The 15931-nt window shown below is 73.4% G+C and carries 15 protein-coding genes; 5 read left to right on the forward strand and 10 right to left on the reverse strand.

What is annotated here, in order from left to right:
* The 4 genes from MICAU_RS17265 to MICAU_RS17280 all read right to left on the reverse strand — a co-directional run bounded on the left by MICAU_RS17265 (nucleotide 1) and on the right by MICAU_RS17280 (nucleotide 4668).
* Nucleotides 1–1104: an alpha-hydroxy acid oxidase gene (locus MICAU_RS17265; RefSeq protein ID WP_013286619.1), complete on the reverse strand. Its 1104-nt coding sequence runs from the start codon at nucleotides 1102–1104 to the stop codon at nucleotides 1–3.
* The gene (locus MICAU_RS17270) at nucleotides 1097–2071 is read right to left on the reverse strand and encodes an alpha/beta hydrolase (protein WP_013286620.1); all 975 of its coding nucleotides are present in this window, start codon (nucleotides 2069–2071) and stop codon (nucleotides 1097–1099) included. The genes MICAU_RS17265 and MICAU_RS17270 overlap by 8 nt, the downstream gene beginning before the upstream one ends.
* On the reverse strand, nucleotides 2068–3291 hold the full coding sequence (locus MICAU_RS17275) for a cytochrome P450 (protein WP_013286621.1): 1224 nt from the start codon (nucleotides 3289–3291) through the stop codon (nucleotides 2068–2070). The genes MICAU_RS17270 and MICAU_RS17275 overlap by 4 nt, the downstream gene beginning before the upstream one ends.
* Before the next feature lie 66 nt (nucleotides 3292–3357).
* Nucleotides 3358–4668 (reverse strand): SGNH/GDSL hydrolase family protein, encoded by a 1311-nt coding sequence (locus tag MICAU_RS17280; protein ID WP_013286622.1) that lies wholly within the window; start codon nucleotides 4666–4668, stop codon nucleotides 3358–3360.
* Between the two features lie 285 nt (nucleotides 4669–4953).
* Between MICAU_RS17280 and MICAU_RS17285 the strand changes: the two genes are divergently transcribed.
* From MICAU_RS17285 to MICAU_RS17305, 5 genes are all read left to right on the forward strand, one after another.
* The gene (locus tag MICAU_RS17285; protein WP_013286623.1) at nucleotides 4954–6516 is read left to right on the forward strand and encodes a class I adenylate-forming enzyme family protein; all 1563 of its coding nucleotides are present in this window, start codon (nucleotides 4954–4956) and stop codon (nucleotides 6514–6516) included.
* Complete coding sequence (locus MICAU_RS17290) at nucleotides 6513–7733, forward strand: MFS transporter (RefSeq protein WP_013286624.1); 1221 nt, start codon at nucleotides 6513–6515, stop codon at nucleotides 7731–7733. The genes MICAU_RS17285 and MICAU_RS17290 overlap by 4 nt, the downstream gene beginning before the upstream one ends.
* Nucleotides 7734–7797: 64 nt before the next feature.
* A complete protein-coding gene (locus tag MICAU_RS17295) occupies nucleotides 7798–8190 on the forward strand; it encodes an MmcQ/YjbR family DNA-binding protein (protein ID WP_013286625.1) in 393 nt (130 codons plus the stop codon).
* Nucleotides 8187–8819 (forward strand): HAD family hydrolase, encoded by a 633-nt coding sequence (locus MICAU_RS17300; RefSeq protein ID WP_013286626.1) that lies wholly within the window; start codon nucleotides 8187–8189, stop codon nucleotides 8817–8819. Before MICAU_RS17295 ends, MICAU_RS17300 begins: the two co-directional genes overlap by 4 nt.
* Nucleotides 8820–8860: 41 nt before the next feature.
* On the forward strand, nucleotides 8861–9541 hold the full coding sequence (locus tag MICAU_RS17305; RefSeq protein ID WP_013286627.1) for an SGNH/GDSL hydrolase family protein: 681 nt from the start codon (nucleotides 8861–8863) through the stop codon (nucleotides 9539–9541).
* 266 nt (nucleotides 9542–9807) lie between these two features.
* Here the strand turns inward: MICAU_RS17305 and MICAU_RS17310 are convergent, their stop codons facing one another.
* From MICAU_RS17310 to hppD, 6 genes are read right to left on the reverse strand one after another with little or no spacing between them, the layout of a single operon-like run.
* Nucleotides 9808–11157 (reverse strand): ATP-grasp domain-containing protein, encoded by a 1350-nt coding sequence (locus MICAU_RS17310; RefSeq protein ID WP_013286628.1) that lies wholly within the window; start codon nucleotides 11155–11157, stop codon nucleotides 9808–9810.
* A 3-nt stretch (nucleotides 11158–11160) separates the two neighbouring features.
* Complete coding sequence (locus tag MICAU_RS17315; protein WP_013286629.1) at nucleotides 11161–12126, reverse strand: alpha-ketoacid dehydrogenase subunit beta; 966 nt, start codon at nucleotides 12124–12126, stop codon at nucleotides 11161–11163.
* Nucleotides 12126–13097: a thiamine pyrophosphate-dependent dehydrogenase E1 component subunit alpha gene (locus tag MICAU_RS17320; RefSeq protein WP_013286630.1), complete on the reverse strand. Its 972-nt coding sequence runs from the start codon at nucleotides 13095–13097 to the stop codon at nucleotides 12126–12128. Before MICAU_RS17320 ends, MICAU_RS17315 begins: the two co-directional genes overlap by 1 nt.
* On the reverse strand, nucleotides 13094–13891 hold the full coding sequence (locus MICAU_RS17325) for a DUF3050 domain-containing protein (protein ID WP_013286631.1): 798 nt from the start codon (nucleotides 13889–13891) through the stop codon (nucleotides 13094–13096). Before MICAU_RS17325 ends, MICAU_RS17320 begins: the two co-directional genes overlap by 4 nt.
* 2 nt (nucleotides 13892–13893) lie before the next feature.
* Nucleotides 13894–14817, reverse strand: coding sequence for a phytanoyl-CoA dioxygenase family protein (locus MICAU_RS17330; RefSeq protein ID WP_013286632.1), 924 nt, complete (start codon nucleotides 14815–14817; stop codon nucleotides 13894–13896).
* Nucleotides 14814–15914: a 4-hydroxyphenylpyruvate dioxygenase gene (hppD, locus tag MICAU_RS17335; RefSeq protein ID WP_013286633.1), complete on the reverse strand. Its 1101-nt coding sequence runs from the start codon at nucleotides 15912–15914 to the stop codon at nucleotides 14814–14816. The genes MICAU_RS17330 and hppD overlap by 4 nt, the downstream gene beginning before the upstream one ends.
* Nucleotides 15915–15931 lie beyond the last annotated feature (17 nt).

The raw sequence follows: 15931 nt of genomic DNA on the forward strand, positions 1-15931 counted from the left end.
TCAGCCTCCGATCCGGGTACGCAGCCGCCGGGCCGAGGCCGGGTCGGGGCAGCCGCTGAGGATGAGCGCGTCGCGCAACTCCCCCGCGAGCAGCGCCAGCGCCGCCTCGGCGCCGGCCCGGCCGCCCGCCGCGAGCGCCCAGAGCAGCGGCCGTCCGAGCAGCACGCCGTCCGCGCCGAGCGCCAGCGCGCGCAGCACGTCGACGCCGCCGCGGACGCCGCTGTCCAGCAGCACCGCGCACCGCTGGTCGACCGCCGCGACCACCTCCGGCAGCACGGCCGCACTGGCCGGGGCGGCGTCGAGCTGCCGTCCGCCGTGGTTGGAGACCACCACGGCGTCGACGCCCGCGTCCGCCGCACGGACCGCGTCGCGCGGGTCCAGGATGCCCTTGACGAGCAACGGCACCGGGGTACGCGCCCGCAGCCAGTCGAGGTCCGCCCAGCTCAACGCCGGGGCGAAGACCGCGCCGGTGTGCACGGCCACCGCCGAGACGCCGGGCGTGCCCTGATGCGCCAGGTCGTCCCGGCCGCCGGGCAGGTTCGCGGCGGTGACGTGCGGCGGCAGCGCGAAGCCGTTGCGGGCGTCGCGCAGGCGCCGCCCCAGCACCGGCACGTCCACGGTCACCATCACCGCCGCGCAGCCGGCCGCCGACGCCCGGTCGAGCAGGTCGGCCACCAGCGCGCGGTCGCGAAGCCAGTAGAGCTGGAACCACACCGTCGCGCCGGTCGCCGCGATCTCTTCGATCGGGGTGCTCGCCAGCGTGCTGGCCACGTACGGCACGCCCGCCGCGCGGGCCGCCGCCGCGAGCGCCGGCTCGCCGTCGGGGTGCAGCAGCCGCTGGTACGCCATCGGTGCGACAGCCACCGGCAACGCGGCCCGGCCGCCGGGCAGCGTCGCCTCGGTGGACGGGTCGTCCACCCCGGCCAGCATCCGGGGCAGCACCGCCACCCGGTCCAGCGCGGCCCGGTTCGCCGCAAGGGCGGTCTCGGTGCCGCTGCCGCCGTCGACGAAGTCCCACACGTCGGCCGGCAGGACCGCCCGGGCGAGCGCGGCGAACTCGGCCAGGCTGGCCGGTGGCACGAACCCGTCCGCCGGGTCAGCCATGGTCGGCACCCGTCGCCGCCCGGGCGTGCGCCGGGTCGAGCCCGAACGCGCGGCGCAGGAAGGCGGCGGCGCGTTCCTGGGCCAGCCGGCCGGCGTCGAACACGCCGGGCATGGCGAAGAACCCGTGCACCATGCCCGGGTGGTCGTCCGTCTCGGTGGGCACACCGGACTCGCGCAGCCGAGACGCGTACCGCAGGCCCTCGTCACGCAGCGGATCGTGCCCGGCGGTGATCACGAACGCCGGGGGCAGGCCGGACAGGTCCTCGGCGAGCAGCGGCGACGCGAGCGGGTGGGCCGCGTCGCCGGGGTCGGCGAGGTAGTGGCCGCGGTACCAGCCGACCGAGTGCCTGTTGAACAGCATCGGGTCCTCGTCGTCGGCCGGCCGGTGCCCGGGCCGCTGGTCGGTGTTCGGGTAGACGAGCAACTGGGCGGCGAGCCGGGGACCGCCGTCGGCGCGGGCCAGCAGCGTCACCGCGGCGGCCAGGTTCCCGCCCGCGCTGTCCCCGCCGACAGCCAGCCGGTCGGCGTCGACGCGGAACTCGGCGGCGTGCGCGGCGAGGTGCCGCAACGCGGCATGGCAGTCCTCCACCGCTGCCGGGAACGGGTGCTCCGGGGCGAGCCGGTAGCCGACGGTCACGGTCTGGGCGCCGGTGAGGTTGACCAGCCGACGGCAGATCCCGTCGGCCGTGTCGACGCTGCCGAGCGTCCAGCCGCCGCCGAAGAAGTAGACGAGCGTGGGCAGCGGTCCGTCGCCGTCCGGCCGGTGGATCCGCACCGGCAGCGGCCCGGCCGGGCCGGGCACCGTCGTGTCGCGTACCTCCGCGACCGGCTCGACCGCGCCGGAGCCGGCGCGGATCGCGGCGAGGTCGGCGGCGCGGGCCTCGGCGAGGGTCTGGGTGTAGAGCGGCACGGTGCCGGCGGCGGCCCTCGCGGCCCGCCACGCGACCACCTGCGGATCGAGTGTCATCCGGCCTCCCCGGTGGTGACGAAGAGTTTGTCGATACCGCGCAGGAACAGGCTCCCGCTGTACGTGTAGGGCTGGGTGACGGCGAGCCGGGGGAAGCGCGCGAACAGGCGCGGCAGCGCCAGCCGGCCCTCCAGCCGGGACACCGCCGAGCCGAGACAGAAGTGCAGCCCGACGCCGAAGGCCAGCGACGGCGGGCCGTCGCGGCGCGGGTCGAAGCGGTCCGGGTCGGGGAACCGGGCCGGGTCACGGTTGGCGGCGGCGATCAGCAGCAGCACGTTGTCGTCGCGGTCGATCGGCACCCCGCCGAGGTCGACGCCTGCGGGCGCGGAGCGGGCCAGGAAGTGCACCGGGCTCTCCATCCGCAGCACCTCCTCCACGCAGCCCCGGGCGAGCGCGTCGTCGCCGGGCAGCGCGGCGGTGACGTCCGGATGGTCCAGCAGCAGCGGAAGGCCGTTGCTGAACATGTAGACGGTGGTGACGAAGCTGGCGTTGAACAGCACGATCAGATTGCTGATCAACTCATCCTCGGTGAGGTCGACGCCGCCCGCGTCGAGCACCTCGGCCAGCCCGCTGATCAGGTCGTGGCCGGGCGTACGGCGCCGGTGGGCGATCAGGTCCCGGTAGAGGACGCGCAACTCCTCGGCGGCCTGGTTGGCCCGGGCCAGCCGCTCCGGCGTCTTGCCGGACACGTCCATGTACTCGTCGATCCAGTCGACCCGCTGCCGGTACCAGGACAGGTCCGCCGCGGGCAGGCCGATGAACTCGGCCATCACCAGCGCCGGGACCGGGTACGCGAAGTCGGCCACGAAGTCCACCTCGTGGCCGTCCGCGCCCACCTCGGCCATGTGATCCAGGCGTTCGGCGACGATCCGCTCGATCACCGGCTCCAGCGCGCCGAGGCGGCGCGGGGTGAACGTCCTGGCGAACACCGCGCGCATCCGGGTGTGGTCCGGCGGGTTGACGAACATCATCGACGTGAGGAACGTACGCAGGATCTCCTGCTCCTCCCAGCCGGGCGGGAAGCCCTTGTACCAGCCGGGATCACGCAGGATCTGGTCCACCACGTCGTACCCGCCGGCCACCGCGCTCACGGTGCTGTGCTCGGCCCGGGCCGGAACGGCGTTGATCGGCCCGTGCTCGTGCAGGGCCGCGTAGAAGGGATACGGGTTCTGCCGGCCCTGCTCGCTGTAGAGGCCGGTCAGGATCTCGCTGACGTCCACTGTCTCTTCCTCCCCAGGAAACGGCGGCGGGGGCGGCGTCGTGTCGACCGCCGCCCCCGCCCGGTGTCACAGTCCGAGCAGCTTCAGTGGTACGGCGTTCGCCATCACCGCGGCGCCCGTGTCGTTCGGGTGGATGTGGTCACCCGAGTCGTACGCCGGCAGCAGCCGGCTCGGCTGGGCCGGATCCCGCATCACCGCGTCGAAGTCGACGACGCCGTCGAACTCGGCGCGGCCGGGCCCGCGCAGCCAGGTGTTGACGGCCTGCCGGGTGGCGTCCTTCTCCGGGGTCCACACGCCCGGCCCGCCATTGCCCTCGTACGGCATGAGCGTGCCGGCGATGCTGGTCAGGCCGCGCGCCTTGACCTGCTGGTTGAGCTGGCGCAGCGTGGCGATGATCGCCTCCGGGCTGTCGCCGTTCATCCAGATGTCGTTGATGCCCAGGTGGGTGATGACGGTCCGCACCCCGGTCTGCGGGAACACGTCCTCGTTGAGCCGGGCCAGCGCGTTCGGGCCCAGCTCGTAGTAGCCGGGGAAACCGCCCGCGCCGGGCTCGGTGCCCTCGTGGTTGAGCCGGTTGCCGGCCAGGCTGAGGTTGAGCACACCCGGGGTACGCGGCTCCGGGCGGGCGTCGATCAGCCGCTTGGCCAGGAAGTCCGGCCAGCGGCGGTCGGCGTTGACGGTGCTGCCGTTGCCGTCGCTGATGGAGTCACCCAGCACCACCACGGAGCCGGGCGTGGCCTTGCGCTCCACGTCGATGCCGGACAGGAACATCCAGCAGCAGTTGGGCCGGATGGTGAAGCCGGTGCCGTCGGCCGCCGAGGTGAGGTCGGTGGCGCCGATGAAGTTGGTGACCTTGGACTGACCGTGGAACGTGACCGGCCCGGTGAGCACCGGGAAGTACAGGGTGACCACCAGGTCCTCCTGCTCGGTCACCGGGAAGTTGACCGGGTCGCTGAGCAGTTCGGCGCCCTTGTTGATGGTCGCCGTGCCGGCGCCGGAGAACGTCAGCTGCCGGATGCTGGCCGGGACGATGTCGGACAGGTCATCGGGGGTGGCGGTGTTCGGCCGGGCGATGGTGGCGCTGCCGACCTGGACGGCCTGCTGGCCGTAGAGGTTGGTCAGCCGCACCCGCAGGCGCGGCCCGCCCACCGAGGTCTGCACGGTCATCCGAATGCTCTGGTTGTTCAGGCCGGTCTCGGTCAGGCCCACGGTGTTCCCGCGGGTCACCGCCGCGGCCCAGGTTCCGGCCCACTCGGCGCGCCCGTGCCCGGCGCGGTCGTTCCCGGTCGGGCCGGCGCTCGCGGTGACCGCCGGGGTGGCGGCGATCAGCAGCGTTACGGCGGAAGCTATGACGTGCCATCTCTTCGGGGTCGGCATCGATCCTCCATGGTCGGCAGCCCCGGGCGTGACGCGGTCGGCGGCACCGGCCCGGGCGATGGACCGGAAACTAGCTTCCGGCCGTGACGAGCGTCAATCAACCTGATCGACATGATCAAATGCCCGGGGGGCGTGACGCAGCGACGATCGGCTCTGTCCGGCGTGGACCGCGGCTGCCTAGGCTCGGGGCTGGCGGCGGTGCGGTCGCCGACCCTGGCACCTGCCGTCATGTCCCGGCCCTGACCTGGCCGGACGCCGCTCGCGGACCATGATGGGGGCTGCCCGATGACCGACCGGCCGAACTATGTGCACGAGGCGCTGGAGCTGTTCGCCGGGTTCGGCGACCGGGAGGCGCTCGTCGGCGGCGGACGCCGCCTCACCTACCCCCAGGTCGCCGCGCAGGTGCGCGGCCTGGCCGCCGCGTTGCGCCACCACGGGGTACGCCCCGGCGCGGCGGTGCTGGTGATGCTCGGCAACACGGTCGAGGGCCCGCTGCTGCAACTGGCCCTGCACCTGCTGGGTTGCCGGAGCATGTGGGTGGCCCCGGTGACCTCGCGGCGGGAGGTCGACGAGTTCGTCGCGCTGTCCGCGCCGGAGGCGTTCGTCCACGACCCGCGTGACGCGCAGGCGGTGGAGGTCGCGGCGGGCCTGTCCGGCGTACCGGTGCTCTGCCTCGGACCCGGCGGCGCCGGACCGGACCTGACCGCCGGGGCCGCCGGGCCGGCCGCGGAGCTGCCCGCCGAGGTGCCGGCGCCGGAGTCGATCCTGCAGACCAGCGGCACCACCGGCACGCCGAAGCTGGTGCACCACCGGGAGAGCTTCTACCGGCAGGTGCTCGCACTGGCCGCCGACTTCCGGGGCGCCGGGTTCCCGCTGCTGCGGCACCTGTCGCACTCCCCGATGTGGCTGGCCAGCGGCCAGATCACCACGTTGATCAACCTGTTCACCGGCGGGGTGCTGTTCCTGCGCGAACAGTGGGATCCGGCCGCGTTCGTCGCCACAGTGGACGCCGAACGGCTGACCTCCACGTTCGTCACCCCGCCGATGCTCTACGAGGTGCTCGACCACCCCGACCTGCCGGGCGCCGACTTCTCCGCGATGTTCATGTTCAACGTGGGCGCCGGGCCCGCCGCGCCGGCCCGGCTGCGCCAGGCCATCGCCCGCTTCGGCCCGTGCCTGCGCATCGTGTACGGGCTCAGCGAGGCAGTCGTCATCTGCGCGCTGCCCGGACTCACCGAGGACCCGGAGCACCCGGAGCGGCTGCGTTCCTGCGGCCGCCCGTACGGCGACGTGTCGGTGGAGATCCGCGACGCCGGCGGGCGGGTGCTGCCGGCCGGCGAGGACGGCGAGGTGTGGGTGCGCACCAAGCTGAGCTTCGCCGGCTACCACGGTCAGCCGGAGCTGACCGCCGAGACGCTCGTCGACGGCTGGGTCCGCACCCGCGACATCGGGCACCTCGACGCCGACGGCTACCTCTACCTGGTCGACCGGTTACAGGACCGGATCCTCACCCGGCAGCGCAGCTGGCCGATCTACTCCCGCCCGATCGAGGACGTGCTCGCCGGCCACCCCGAGGTACGCGCCGCCGCCGTGATCGGCGTACCGGACCCGGTGGCCGGGGAGCTGCCGCACGCGTACGTGGTGCCCGCGCCGGGCGCGTCGGTGACCGGCGACGAGCTGATCGCGCTCGTGATCCGGGAACTGAGCGAGACGTGGGCGCCCGGCGCCGTCGAGTTCGTCGACGCGCTGCCGCTGAACCGGTCCGCGAAGGTGGACAAGCGCGCCTTGCGGGCCCGGTACGCGGCGGCCCACCCGGCCGGTGCCGACCCGATCGGCAGTCCGGCGTGAACCCGCGCCGGGAGTTGTACACCCTGGTCGGCGCCGACCTGCTGTCCAACCTCGGCACCCGGATCTCGGTGGTCGCCATCCCCTGGCTCGTGCTGGAGACCACCGGCAGTCCCACCAAGATGGGGCTCGTCGCGGCGGCGGAGACGCTTCCGTACATGCTCTCCAGCGCGCTCGCGACCCCATGGGCGGACCGGTTCGGGGTACGCCGCACCTCGGTGTTCGTGGACGCCGCGAGCGCCGTCGCGATGGCCGTGGTGGCGCTGGCGCCCTGGCTCGGCTTCGGCACGCTGCTGGTGCTGGTGGCGATCGCCGGCGGGCTGCGCGGCATCGGCGACCGGGTCAAGCACGTGTTGTTCAAACCCGCGGCCGAGCGGGCCGGGGTGCCGCTGATCCGGCTCACCAGCGCCTACGACGGCCTGGCCCGGGGCATGACCTTGTTCGGCGCGGTGCTCGGCGGACTGCTCATCGACTGGGTCGGGCTGACCCGGGCCATCTGGATCGACGCGGCCACGTTCGCGGTCTGCGCGCTGCTGATCGGCGTGCTGGTCCGGCCACCGGCACCGGCGCAACCGGCGCCCCGGGAGCCGTACCTGCGGGCGCTGCGCGGCGGCTTCGCGTACCTGCGCACCGACCGGACGCTGATGACCATGCTGATCGTGGTCTCGGTGTCGAACATGTTCGCCAACGCCAGCGTCGCGGTCTGGATCCCGCTCTGGGTCAACCAGGTGCTCGGCGACCCGGCCGGATTCGGTCTGCTGCTGGGCGTCTTCTCGGCCGGCGCGCTGCTGGGCAACCTGCTGTTCACGATGTTCGGCACCCGGCTGCCGGCCGGGACGACGTTCGCGCTCGGGCTGACGCTCAGCGGCGCGCCCCGGCTGCTCGCGCTGGCGCTCAGCGACGACCTGGTCGTGGTGCTCGTGGTGACGTTTCTGTCCGGCATCGGCATCGCGGCGGTGAACCCGCTGCTCGGCGCCGCGCTCTACCAGCGGGTGCCGGGCGAGCTGCAGACCCGGGTGCTGGGCATCTCCGGATCGGTGGCGTTCCTCGGCCTGCCCGTCGGCGCGCTGCTCGGCGGCTGGTCGGTGGCGCTGCTCGACCTGACCCCGGCGCTGCTGGTGATGTCGGTGGTCTGCCTGGTGCTGACCGTGGGGCCACTGCTGCTGAGCCGCGCGTCCCGGCGCCCGGCCGCGGAACCTGCCGCGCCCACGCCGGTCTGAGCCCGCCGGTCCGGGCCCGCCGGTCCGGGCCGCGGTGCCGGGGGGCGGCGGTAGGGTCGGGGCCATGGCGACCTGGGAAGACGTGCGGCGCATCGCGCTGGGCCTGCCCGAGACCACCGAGCGACCCACGTACGACGAGGCGCCCGCCTGGCGGGTCCGCGACAAGTCGTTCGTCTGGGAGCGGCCGCTGCGGCGCGGCGAACTCGATGCGCTCGGCGACGCCGCGCCGGACGGCCCGATCCTCGGCGCGCGGGTGCCCGACCTGGGCGCCAAGGAGGCGCTGATCGCCGACGACCCGGCTGTCTACTTCACCACGCCGCACTTCGACGGATACCCGGCGGTGCTGGTCCGGCTCGACCGGATCGGCGTGGACGAGCTGACCGAGCTGGTCACCGAGGCGTGGTACGCGCGGGCCCCGAAGCGGCTCGCCACGGCGCACCGGGCGGAGAACGCGTGACCGGCCCGGTGGACGCGATCGTCTTCGACATGGACGGCACGCTCGTCGAGTCGCACGCGGTGGTGCCCGCGGCGTACCGGGCGGCGGTGCGGGCCGGAGGCGGGCCGTCGTACACCGACGCCGAGGTCATCGCCGGCTACTCGATCGGCTCCCCTGCGGACCTGCTGGCGCACCTGCTGCGGCGGCCCGCCTCCGACCAGGACCTGGACCACTACCACACCGAGCTGGATGCGCTCGCCGGCCGGGTACGCGTCTACCCCGGCGTCGCCGACGCGCTCGCCGAGATCGCCGCCCGGGTGCCGGTCGGCGTGTTCACCGGCGCGAGCCACCGGGCCGCCGAGATCCTGCTCGACCGGGCGGGCCTGCTCGGTCACTTCGAGGTCGTCCTCGGCGGGGACCAGGTCGACCGCCCCAAACCGGCGCCCGACGGCGTGGAGGCGGCCTGCCGTCGGCTCGGCGTGCCACCCGGCCGCGCCGCGTACGTGGGTGACTCACCACTGGACGTACGCGCCGCCCGGCGCAGCGGCGCGGTCGCGGTCGCCGCCGCGTGGGGTCACCAGTACGACCCCGACGAGCCCGCCGACCTCAGCCTGAGCCGGCCCGGGGAGCTGCTGGCCCTGCTGGGCTGAGCCTCTTTCCCGGCGTGGGACGCTCGGCTAGCCTGCCGGGCATGCCATCGACGTTGACCGAGGCGACCGACCCGTGGTGCCTGCGTCCGGGAGAGGCCGCCGACCTGCTGCGCGGGCACCCGTGGCGGCGGTTCGTGGTGCTGGGTGACAGCGTCGCGGAAGGACTGTGCGAACCCGCCGACGGCTACCCCGACCTCCAGTGGGCCGACCGGATCGCCGCCGAGCTGCGCGCGATCCGGCCGGAGCTGGCCTACCTGAACCTGGGCCGGCGCGGACTGCGCGCGCACGAGGTCCGGGCCACCCAGCTGGCCGGCGCGCTGGCCTTCGAGCCGGACCTGGCCCTGGTGGTGTGCGGCGGCAACGACGCGTTCCGGTCCGCCTACGACCCGGACGCTGTCGACGCCGAGCTGACCGCCATGATCACCGCGCTACGGGAGGCGGGCGCGGACGTCATCACCGTGGGCATGTTCGACGTGTCGCACAGCCCGGCGGTGCCGGACGCGCTGCGCGCGGGCCTGGGCGAGCGGATGCGGCGGCTGTCCCGGCACACCCGGGCGGTGGCCGAGTGCCTGGGCACACTGCACGTTCACCTGACCGACCACCCGCTGGTGGCCGACCCGTCGCTGTACAGCAGCGACGGCCGCCACGGCAGCGCCCGCAGCGACGCGGTAGCCACCGCCGAAACCCTGAAGGTCCTCTCCACCCACCTCCCCCACCCCTGACCCACCCTCCCCCCGGCTCCCCGCCCCGCCCCGCCCCGCCCCGCCCCGACCCGCCCCGACGATCATGAGGTTGGCGGCGCTGAGCGTCCGATTTGTTCCCGTCAACTTCATGATCAGCGGGGTCAGGGGGCGAGGGTCAAGCGCCGACCCCGGATCCACCTTGTTGACCAAGGAGTTTGGGTCGCTGACACGCCCCCGTGAGGACCCAAACTCCTTGATCAACGCTGGGAGTGAGGGGGAACGGGGGTGGACGGGGATGGAGCGGGTCAGTCCGTCAGCAGGATGCCGGTCAGGAGGACGCCTCTCGCCAGGTTGAGGACCTCGTCGCACCCCGGGTAGCCCACCCGCGCCAGCGCGCCTGAACCTGTGCGGTCGAACAGGTACGGGGCGAGGCTGTACGGGACGTCGGCGGTGACCGTCTCACCGGTCTCGATCTGCACGAAGTCCATCGCCACCCGGTCCGCCTCGTGGTAGCGCTGAAGGATGTTGCCGCCCTCCGCGATCGCAGCGCGTACCCCGTCCGCCCACGCCACAGCTGTCATCTCCCGGCCGATCAGCACGCCGTGCCCGGCTGATCCGCCGGCCGGCTTGGCGACCAGGTCGGCCTGTTCGGCGAGGGCCCGGTCGAGCTGGTCGGCGGTGAGCGCCACGGTGTGCGGCACGTACCGGCGGATCAGCGTCCGGTCGTCCTCCGGCAGCAGGTCCAGGTCGTCCCAGAGCCAGGCGTAGTTCAGCTTGTTGCTGAGCAGCCAGGCGGCGCTGCTGACGAACATCGGCAGCGTGCCGGCGGCGAGCGCGCCGGCCACCGCGTCCAGCCCGGCGCTGGGGGTGACCCGGTTGGGCACGAACAGCCGGAACAGGGCGTCCACCGGGGCGCCGCCCACGACCAGCCGGTTCTGCCCGTCCAGGGTGGCGGTGGCGACCGGGGCGATGACCAGGTCGATGCCGAACGGGCGGGCCTGGTCGATCAGCGGGGACAGGATCCGGATGAACGTCTCCGGGTCGTCCAGCCCCGGGTAGTCGGCGTCGAAGTCCATCAGCAGCGCCACCCGGGCGCCGTCGGGCAGGCCGAGTGTGTCCCGGATGGCCACGAACCGCTGGTCCAGCAGGGACGGCGCGGGCCGGGCGCCGTCGAGCAGGTCATGGGTACGGTACAGCTCGGCGTACCGCTGGATCACGGTGTCGGCGTCGAAGCCGCCGCCGAGGCTGCTGTCGATGTTGTACTCGACGATGCACGGCACGCCGCCGGAGAACAGCACATCCGGCCGGTACGCGGCGAGCAGCCCCTCGTGCAGTTCCTCGTCCGGGTCGAGCAGCCGGGTCTCGCCGTCCGGCACGTCGAGCAGCAGGCGCAGCTCACCGGCGGTGCGGGCGCGGCGCCGGCAGGCCTCCAGGATGAGCTGGGCGATGCGGTCGCAGACCTCGTTCAGCTCGCGGAACGCGTCGGCGGTGAACACGGGCGGGCGGGCCAGCCGCCACTGCTTGTTGTACGTGGCCCGGCCGTGGAAGATCTTCTCCCAGGCCACGGCGCCGGTGGTCACCATCGCGGTACGGGTGGACTCGGGCAGGTCGGTCCACGCCTGGCCGAGCGGCGGCCACGTGTAGTTCGGGTCCATCGTTCATCCGTCCTTGAGGGTCAGTTGGATGGCGGCGGCGAGCTGGTCGCGGCCGGGCTGCACGGCCCGGTCCAGGGCGGGCGCGAAGGGCAGCACCGCGCCGTCGGGGCGGGTGACCCGGCGGGGTGGCGCGGCCAGCCGGGCCCGCTCGACCACCGTGGCGATGATCTCCCCGGCGATGCCGCAGGAGCGGTTGCCGTCGTCGACGACCACCAGCCGCTCGGTGCGGCTCACCGACTCGACCAGCCCGTCCCAGTCGAACGGGTAGAGCGTGCGGGGGTCGAAGACCTCCACCGACGCCTGCCCGGCGAGTTCCTCGGCGACGGCGAGCGCGTCGTGCACCAGGTGCCCGACCGCCACCACTGTCACGTCGGTGCCGGCGCGGCGGACGATCCCCCGGCCCAGCGGCACGGGCACCAGGTCGGTGACGTCGGCGCGCAGGTCCAGGGCGCCCGCCGGGGCGAAGACCACCACCGGGTCGTCGCAGCGGATCGCGGAGACCAGCAGCCCGTACGCGTCGGCCGGGGTGGCCGGTACGACTGTGGTCACCCCGACGTGGGCGAACAACGCGTACGGGTGGTCGGAGTGCTGCCCGGCCCAGCCGGTGCGGGAGCCGGAGCCGGGCACCACGTAGGTGACCGGCACCGCGCACTGGCCGCCGGTCATGAGCGGGAACTTGTGCGCGTGGTTGACGATCTGCTCGAAGACCAGGAACAACAGCGACGGGATCTGGAACTCCACCACCGGGCGGGCCCCGGCCAGCGCCGCGCCGGTGGCGAAGCTGGTGAACGCCTGCTCGGACAGGGGGGTGTCGCGGACCCGTTCCGGGCCGAACTTCTTCAGCAGGCCGGTGGTGACGTTCGCGGCGGCCACCCGGATGTCCTCGCCGAGCACCACGACCGACTCGTCGCGGGTCATCTCGTCGGCGAGCGCCCGGGTGAGCGCCCTGCGGTAGGAGAGCCGGGGCATCAGCCACCTCCGGTCCGGGCGGTGAGCCCGCTGGCGTACAGGTGGTCCAGGGCGGTCGCCGGGTCGGGGTGCGGCCCGGCGAGCGCGTAGTCGACGGCGGCGTCCAGTTCCGCCTCGACGGCGGCGTCCACCTCGGCCCGTACCGCCGGGTCGAGCCGTGCTCCGGCGATGTCCACCGGATCGCGGGACCGGCCCTCGGCCACCTCCTCCGGCGGTCGGTAGTCGAGGCGTACCTGATGTTCGAAGGTGTGGTGGGCGTCGAAGCGGTAGGTGCGGGCCTCGACCAGCTCGGGTCCGCCGCCGGCGCGCATCCGCGCGACGGCGGCGGCGGTGACCTCGCGTACCGCCTCGGGGTCCTGCCCGTCGACGGTGGCCGCCGGCATGCCGAACGCGGCGGCCCGCCCGGCGATGGTGCCGGCGACCGCGCCGTCGACCGGCATGGTGGTGGCGTAGCCGTTGTTCTCGCAGACGAACAGCACCGGTATCCGCCAGAGCGCGGCCAGGTTGAACGCCTCCAGGAGCATGCCCTCGTTGACCGCGCCGTCGCCGAAGAAGGTGGCGCCGACGATGTCGGCACCGCGCCGCCGGCGCTCCCACACCGCTCCGGTGAGGATCGCCCCGGCGGCCCCGACGATGGCGTTGGCGCCGAGGACGCCGACGCCGAAGTCGGCGGCGTGCATCGACCCGCCCCGGCCCCGGTTGAGCCCGGTGACCCGGCCGCACAGTTCGGCCAGCATCCGGGCCGGGTCGGCACCCTTTGCGAGCACGTGCCCGTGCCCGCGGTGGGTGCCGGTGACCAGGTCCTCGCGGTCCAGCGCCGCGCAGACGCCGGCGGCGATCCCCTCCTGACCGAGGTACGGGTGGATGCCGCCGACGATCTCCCCGGCGCGGACCAGCTCGATCGCGCGTTCCTCGAAGCGGCGGATCAGCCGGACCGTCCGGTAGAGCCGGAGCGGGTCGGAGCCGGTCACGCCGGACGGCCCTCCTTGACGGCGGCGAGGATGTCGTCCCAGAGGCGGGCGCGGGCGGCGAGCGCGGCGTTCACCGTGTCGGCGCACTCCTGCCACTTGGTGTCGTCGTCGCCGCACAGGTCGGCCAGCATCTGCATGGCCATCGGGGTGTGCTGCTCGCCGTCGACCTCGATGTGCCGCTCCAGGTAGTCGACGAACTTGTTGAGCCTGTTGCTGCGCTCGTTGACGGCGACGACCTGGGTGAACATCTCGGGGATGAGGTCCTCGCGGCCGAACGCGAACGCCGCGGCCTGGCAGTGCACAGGGGTGGTCTCGATGATGCGCCAGGTGGTGCCGGCGAACGCGGCGGACGCCGCGGGGACGCCGGCGGCGCCGAGCGCCTCGGTGACCGGGGTGCCGTCGCGCAGCAGGTCGACGAGCTTGTTCACGGCTGTGGTGTCGGCGCCGGCCTCGGTCATGCCCTGCACGTACAGCTCGAAGTGGCTGATGTAGCCGTCGCCGAGTTCGTCGCTCTCCTCGACCATGACGATGTCGTTGATGAGGCGGCGGCTGCCGGTCGGGCCGGTCGGGATCCACGGCACCGTGACGCAGGTGAGCTGCCGCTGCAACGACTTCAGCAGGGACATGAAGTCCCAGACGGCGAAGACGTGGTGCTCCATGAACGTGACGAGCGCGTCGTGGGTGTCGAGGTTGGCGTAGAGGGGGTGCTTGACCACCACGTCGCGGCGCTCGGTCACCGCCCGCTCCAGCCGCTCGATGCCCGGGTGCGTCTTACCCCAGTCGTACCGTGACATTGTCAGCCTCCCTGCTGGGCGCGGTCGCGCCAGATGACCGGGCAGTAATCGGGGTCCGCGTAGTCCGGCCGGCCCTCGTGGGTGCGGCGGACCAGCACGTCGTGGTTGTACGCGGCGAGGGTGCCGTCGGAGAGCGGATACTCCCGCCAGGCGTTGTCGCCGTCCTGCAGGTGCAGCGAGACGGCCCGGCGGGGCCGGCCGCTGACGTTCGCACCGCTGCCGTGGTAGGTGCGGCAGTGGTGGAAACTCATGTGTCCCTTGGGGATCACCATGGGGATCTTGCGGATTTCGGCGCCGTTGTACGCCGCGTTCTCGGCGAGCATCACCTCGAGCTGGTCGCGGTCCCGGTCGGCGAAGTGCCGGACCACCGTGTCGTCGGCGCCGATCTCCCGCCAGCGGTGGGAGCCGTCGACCATGGTGATGGTGCCCATCTCCTCACCGCAGTCGTGGAACGGGATGAACGCGGTGAGCATGTTCTCCGACGACGAGGACGCCCAGTAGTGCTTGTCGAAGTGCCAGGGCACGATGTTCGACGGCTCGCCGGCGATCGGCGGCTTCCAGATCAGCGTGGACTGGAAGATCCGGATCTCGGCGGCGCGGGCCAGCCGGGCGGCGACCGCACCGATCAGCGGCTTGCGCAGGATGCGGGCGATGCCGTCGTGCTCGTGGTGGACGTAGTCGTTGTGCCGCTGCACGTCACCCTTGGAGGGCTCCCAGTAGGCCAGCTTCGGCGGGCGTACCGGCAGGCGGCGGTCACGGTCCCCGGCGTAGTAGCTGTCGGTGGCGGCGACGAGTTCGTCCACCTCGTCGTCGGTGAGCAGCTTCTTCGACAGGTACCAGCCGTGCTCGGCGTAGTGCCGGACGTCCTCGTCGGAGGGAAGCAGCGCCTCCTCCTCGGCGGTCAGCCCGGGATCGATGGTGGTCATGCCCCAACCCCTCCGGCCGCGACGCCGGGGGTCGCCCCCGCCGCGGCCAGCTCGCGTTCCTTCGCTTCGTAGAGCGCCTTGATGTTGCCGCTGCCGAAGGTGCGCGCCCCGCGCCGCTCGATGAGTTCGAGGAAGAGCGTGCGGCGCACGTGCATCGACTCGGTGAAGATCTGCAGCAGTTGCCCGTCGTGGTCGGAGTCGACCAGGATGCTCAGCTCGCGCAGCCGGTCCACCGGCGCGTCCAGCCGGCCGACCCGCTGCTCCAGCCCGTCGTAGTAGGCGCCGGGCGTGCTGGCGAACCGCACCCCGCGCCCGGCGAGCGCGCCCACGGCGGTGACGATGTCGTCGGTGCGCAGGCCCAGGTGCTGCACCCCGGCCCCGGCGTGCCAGCGCAGGAAGTCCTCGATCTGCCCCGGCCGGGCGCCGGTGTCCGGCTCCAGCAGCACGAAGGTGACAGTCCCGGACGGGCTCTGCACCACCTTGGAGTTCATCGCCTGGCCGGCGACCTCGATGTGCTCGGTGAAGATGTCGGCGAAGCCGAACACCTTCTCGTAGTGCGCGACGGTCTCGTCGAGCTGCCCCGGCGGCACGCAGATCGCCAGGTGGTCCACCTCGGCGAGCAGCGTGTCCGTGCCGTCGGGCGCGGTCACCGGCTCGATCGCGCCGGGCAGGAACACACCCGGGTCGCCGCGCCGCTCGACGAGGCGGTGCACCACGTCGCCGAAGCCGCCGACCTCGGCCACCACCACCTCGGCGTCCGCGCCGGTGAAGGTGCGCGGCGGGCTCAGCGCCGTCGCGCCGCGGTCCACCAGCTCGGCGTACGCCCCGGCGGCGTCGTCCACGGCGAGCGCCACCACGGCGATGCCGTCGCCGTGCCGGTGCACGTACGTGGCCGCCGGGTGCTCGGCGGACAGTCCGGTGGTCAGCAGCAGCCGGATGCCGGCCTGGGCCAGCAGCAGGGAGCGCTGCCCGTCCAGCCCGGTCTCCGGACCGCCCTGCCCGCACAGCCGGAAACCGACCGCGTTGTCGAAGTAGAAGGCCGCCTGCCGGGCGTCCCCCACGTACAGTTCGAGATGATCTATCCCGTTGATGGTCATGGGCTTCCCCTGTTCCC

It is taken from the genome of Micromonospora aurantiaca ATCC 27029 (assembly GCF_000145235.1).
GTDB classification, from domain to species: Bacteria; Actinomycetota; Actinomycetes; order Mycobacteriales; family Micromonosporaceae; genus Micromonospora; species Micromonospora aurantiaca.

Excerpts from the sequence above, each read along its gene's own strand:
- MICAU_RS17315 (WP_013286629.1), bottom strand. The coding sequence starts at position 12,126 with ATGCCCCGGCTCTCCTACCGCAGGGCGCTCACCCGGGCGCTCGCCGAC.
- MICAU_RS17310 (WP_013286628.1), bottom strand. The coding sequence starts at position 11,157 with ATGGACCCGAACTACACGTGGCCGCCGCTCGGCCAGGCGTGGACCGAC.
- MICAU_RS17280 (WP_013286622.1), bottom strand. The coding sequence starts at position 4,668 with ATGCCGACCCCGAAGAGATGGCACGTCATAGCTTCCGCCGTAACGCTG.
- MICAU_RS17270 (WP_013286620.1), bottom strand. The coding sequence starts at position 2,071 with ATGACACTCGATCCGCAGGTGGTCGCGTGGCGGGCCGCGAGGGCCGCC.
- MICAU_RS17305 (WP_013286627.1), top strand. The coding sequence starts at position 8,861 with ATGCCATCGACGTTGACCGAGGCGACCGACCCGTGGTGCCTGCGTCCG.
- MICAU_RS17325 (WP_013286631.1), bottom strand. The coding sequence starts at position 13,891 with ATGTCACGGTACGACTGGGGTAAGACGCACCCGGGCATCGAGCGGCTG.
- MICAU_RS17295 (WP_013286625.1), top strand. The coding sequence starts at position 7,798 with ATGGCGACCTGGGAAGACGTGCGGCGCATCGCGCTGGGCCTGCCCGAG.
- MICAU_RS17330 (WP_013286632.1), bottom strand. The coding sequence starts at position 14,817 with ATGACCACCATCGATCCCGGGCTGACCGCCGAGGAGGAGGCGCTGCTT.
- hppD (WP_013286633.1), bottom strand. The coding sequence starts at position 15,914 with ATGACCATCAACGGGATAGATCATCTCGAACTGTACGTGGGGGACGCC.
- MICAU_RS17285 (WP_013286623.1), top strand. The coding sequence starts at position 4,954 with ATGACCGACCGGCCGAACTATGTGCACGAGGCGCTGGAGCTGTTCGCC.
- MICAU_RS17265 (WP_013286619.1), bottom strand. The coding sequence starts at position 1,104 with ATGGCTGACCCGGCGGACGGGTTCGTGCCACCGGCCAGCCTGGCCGAG.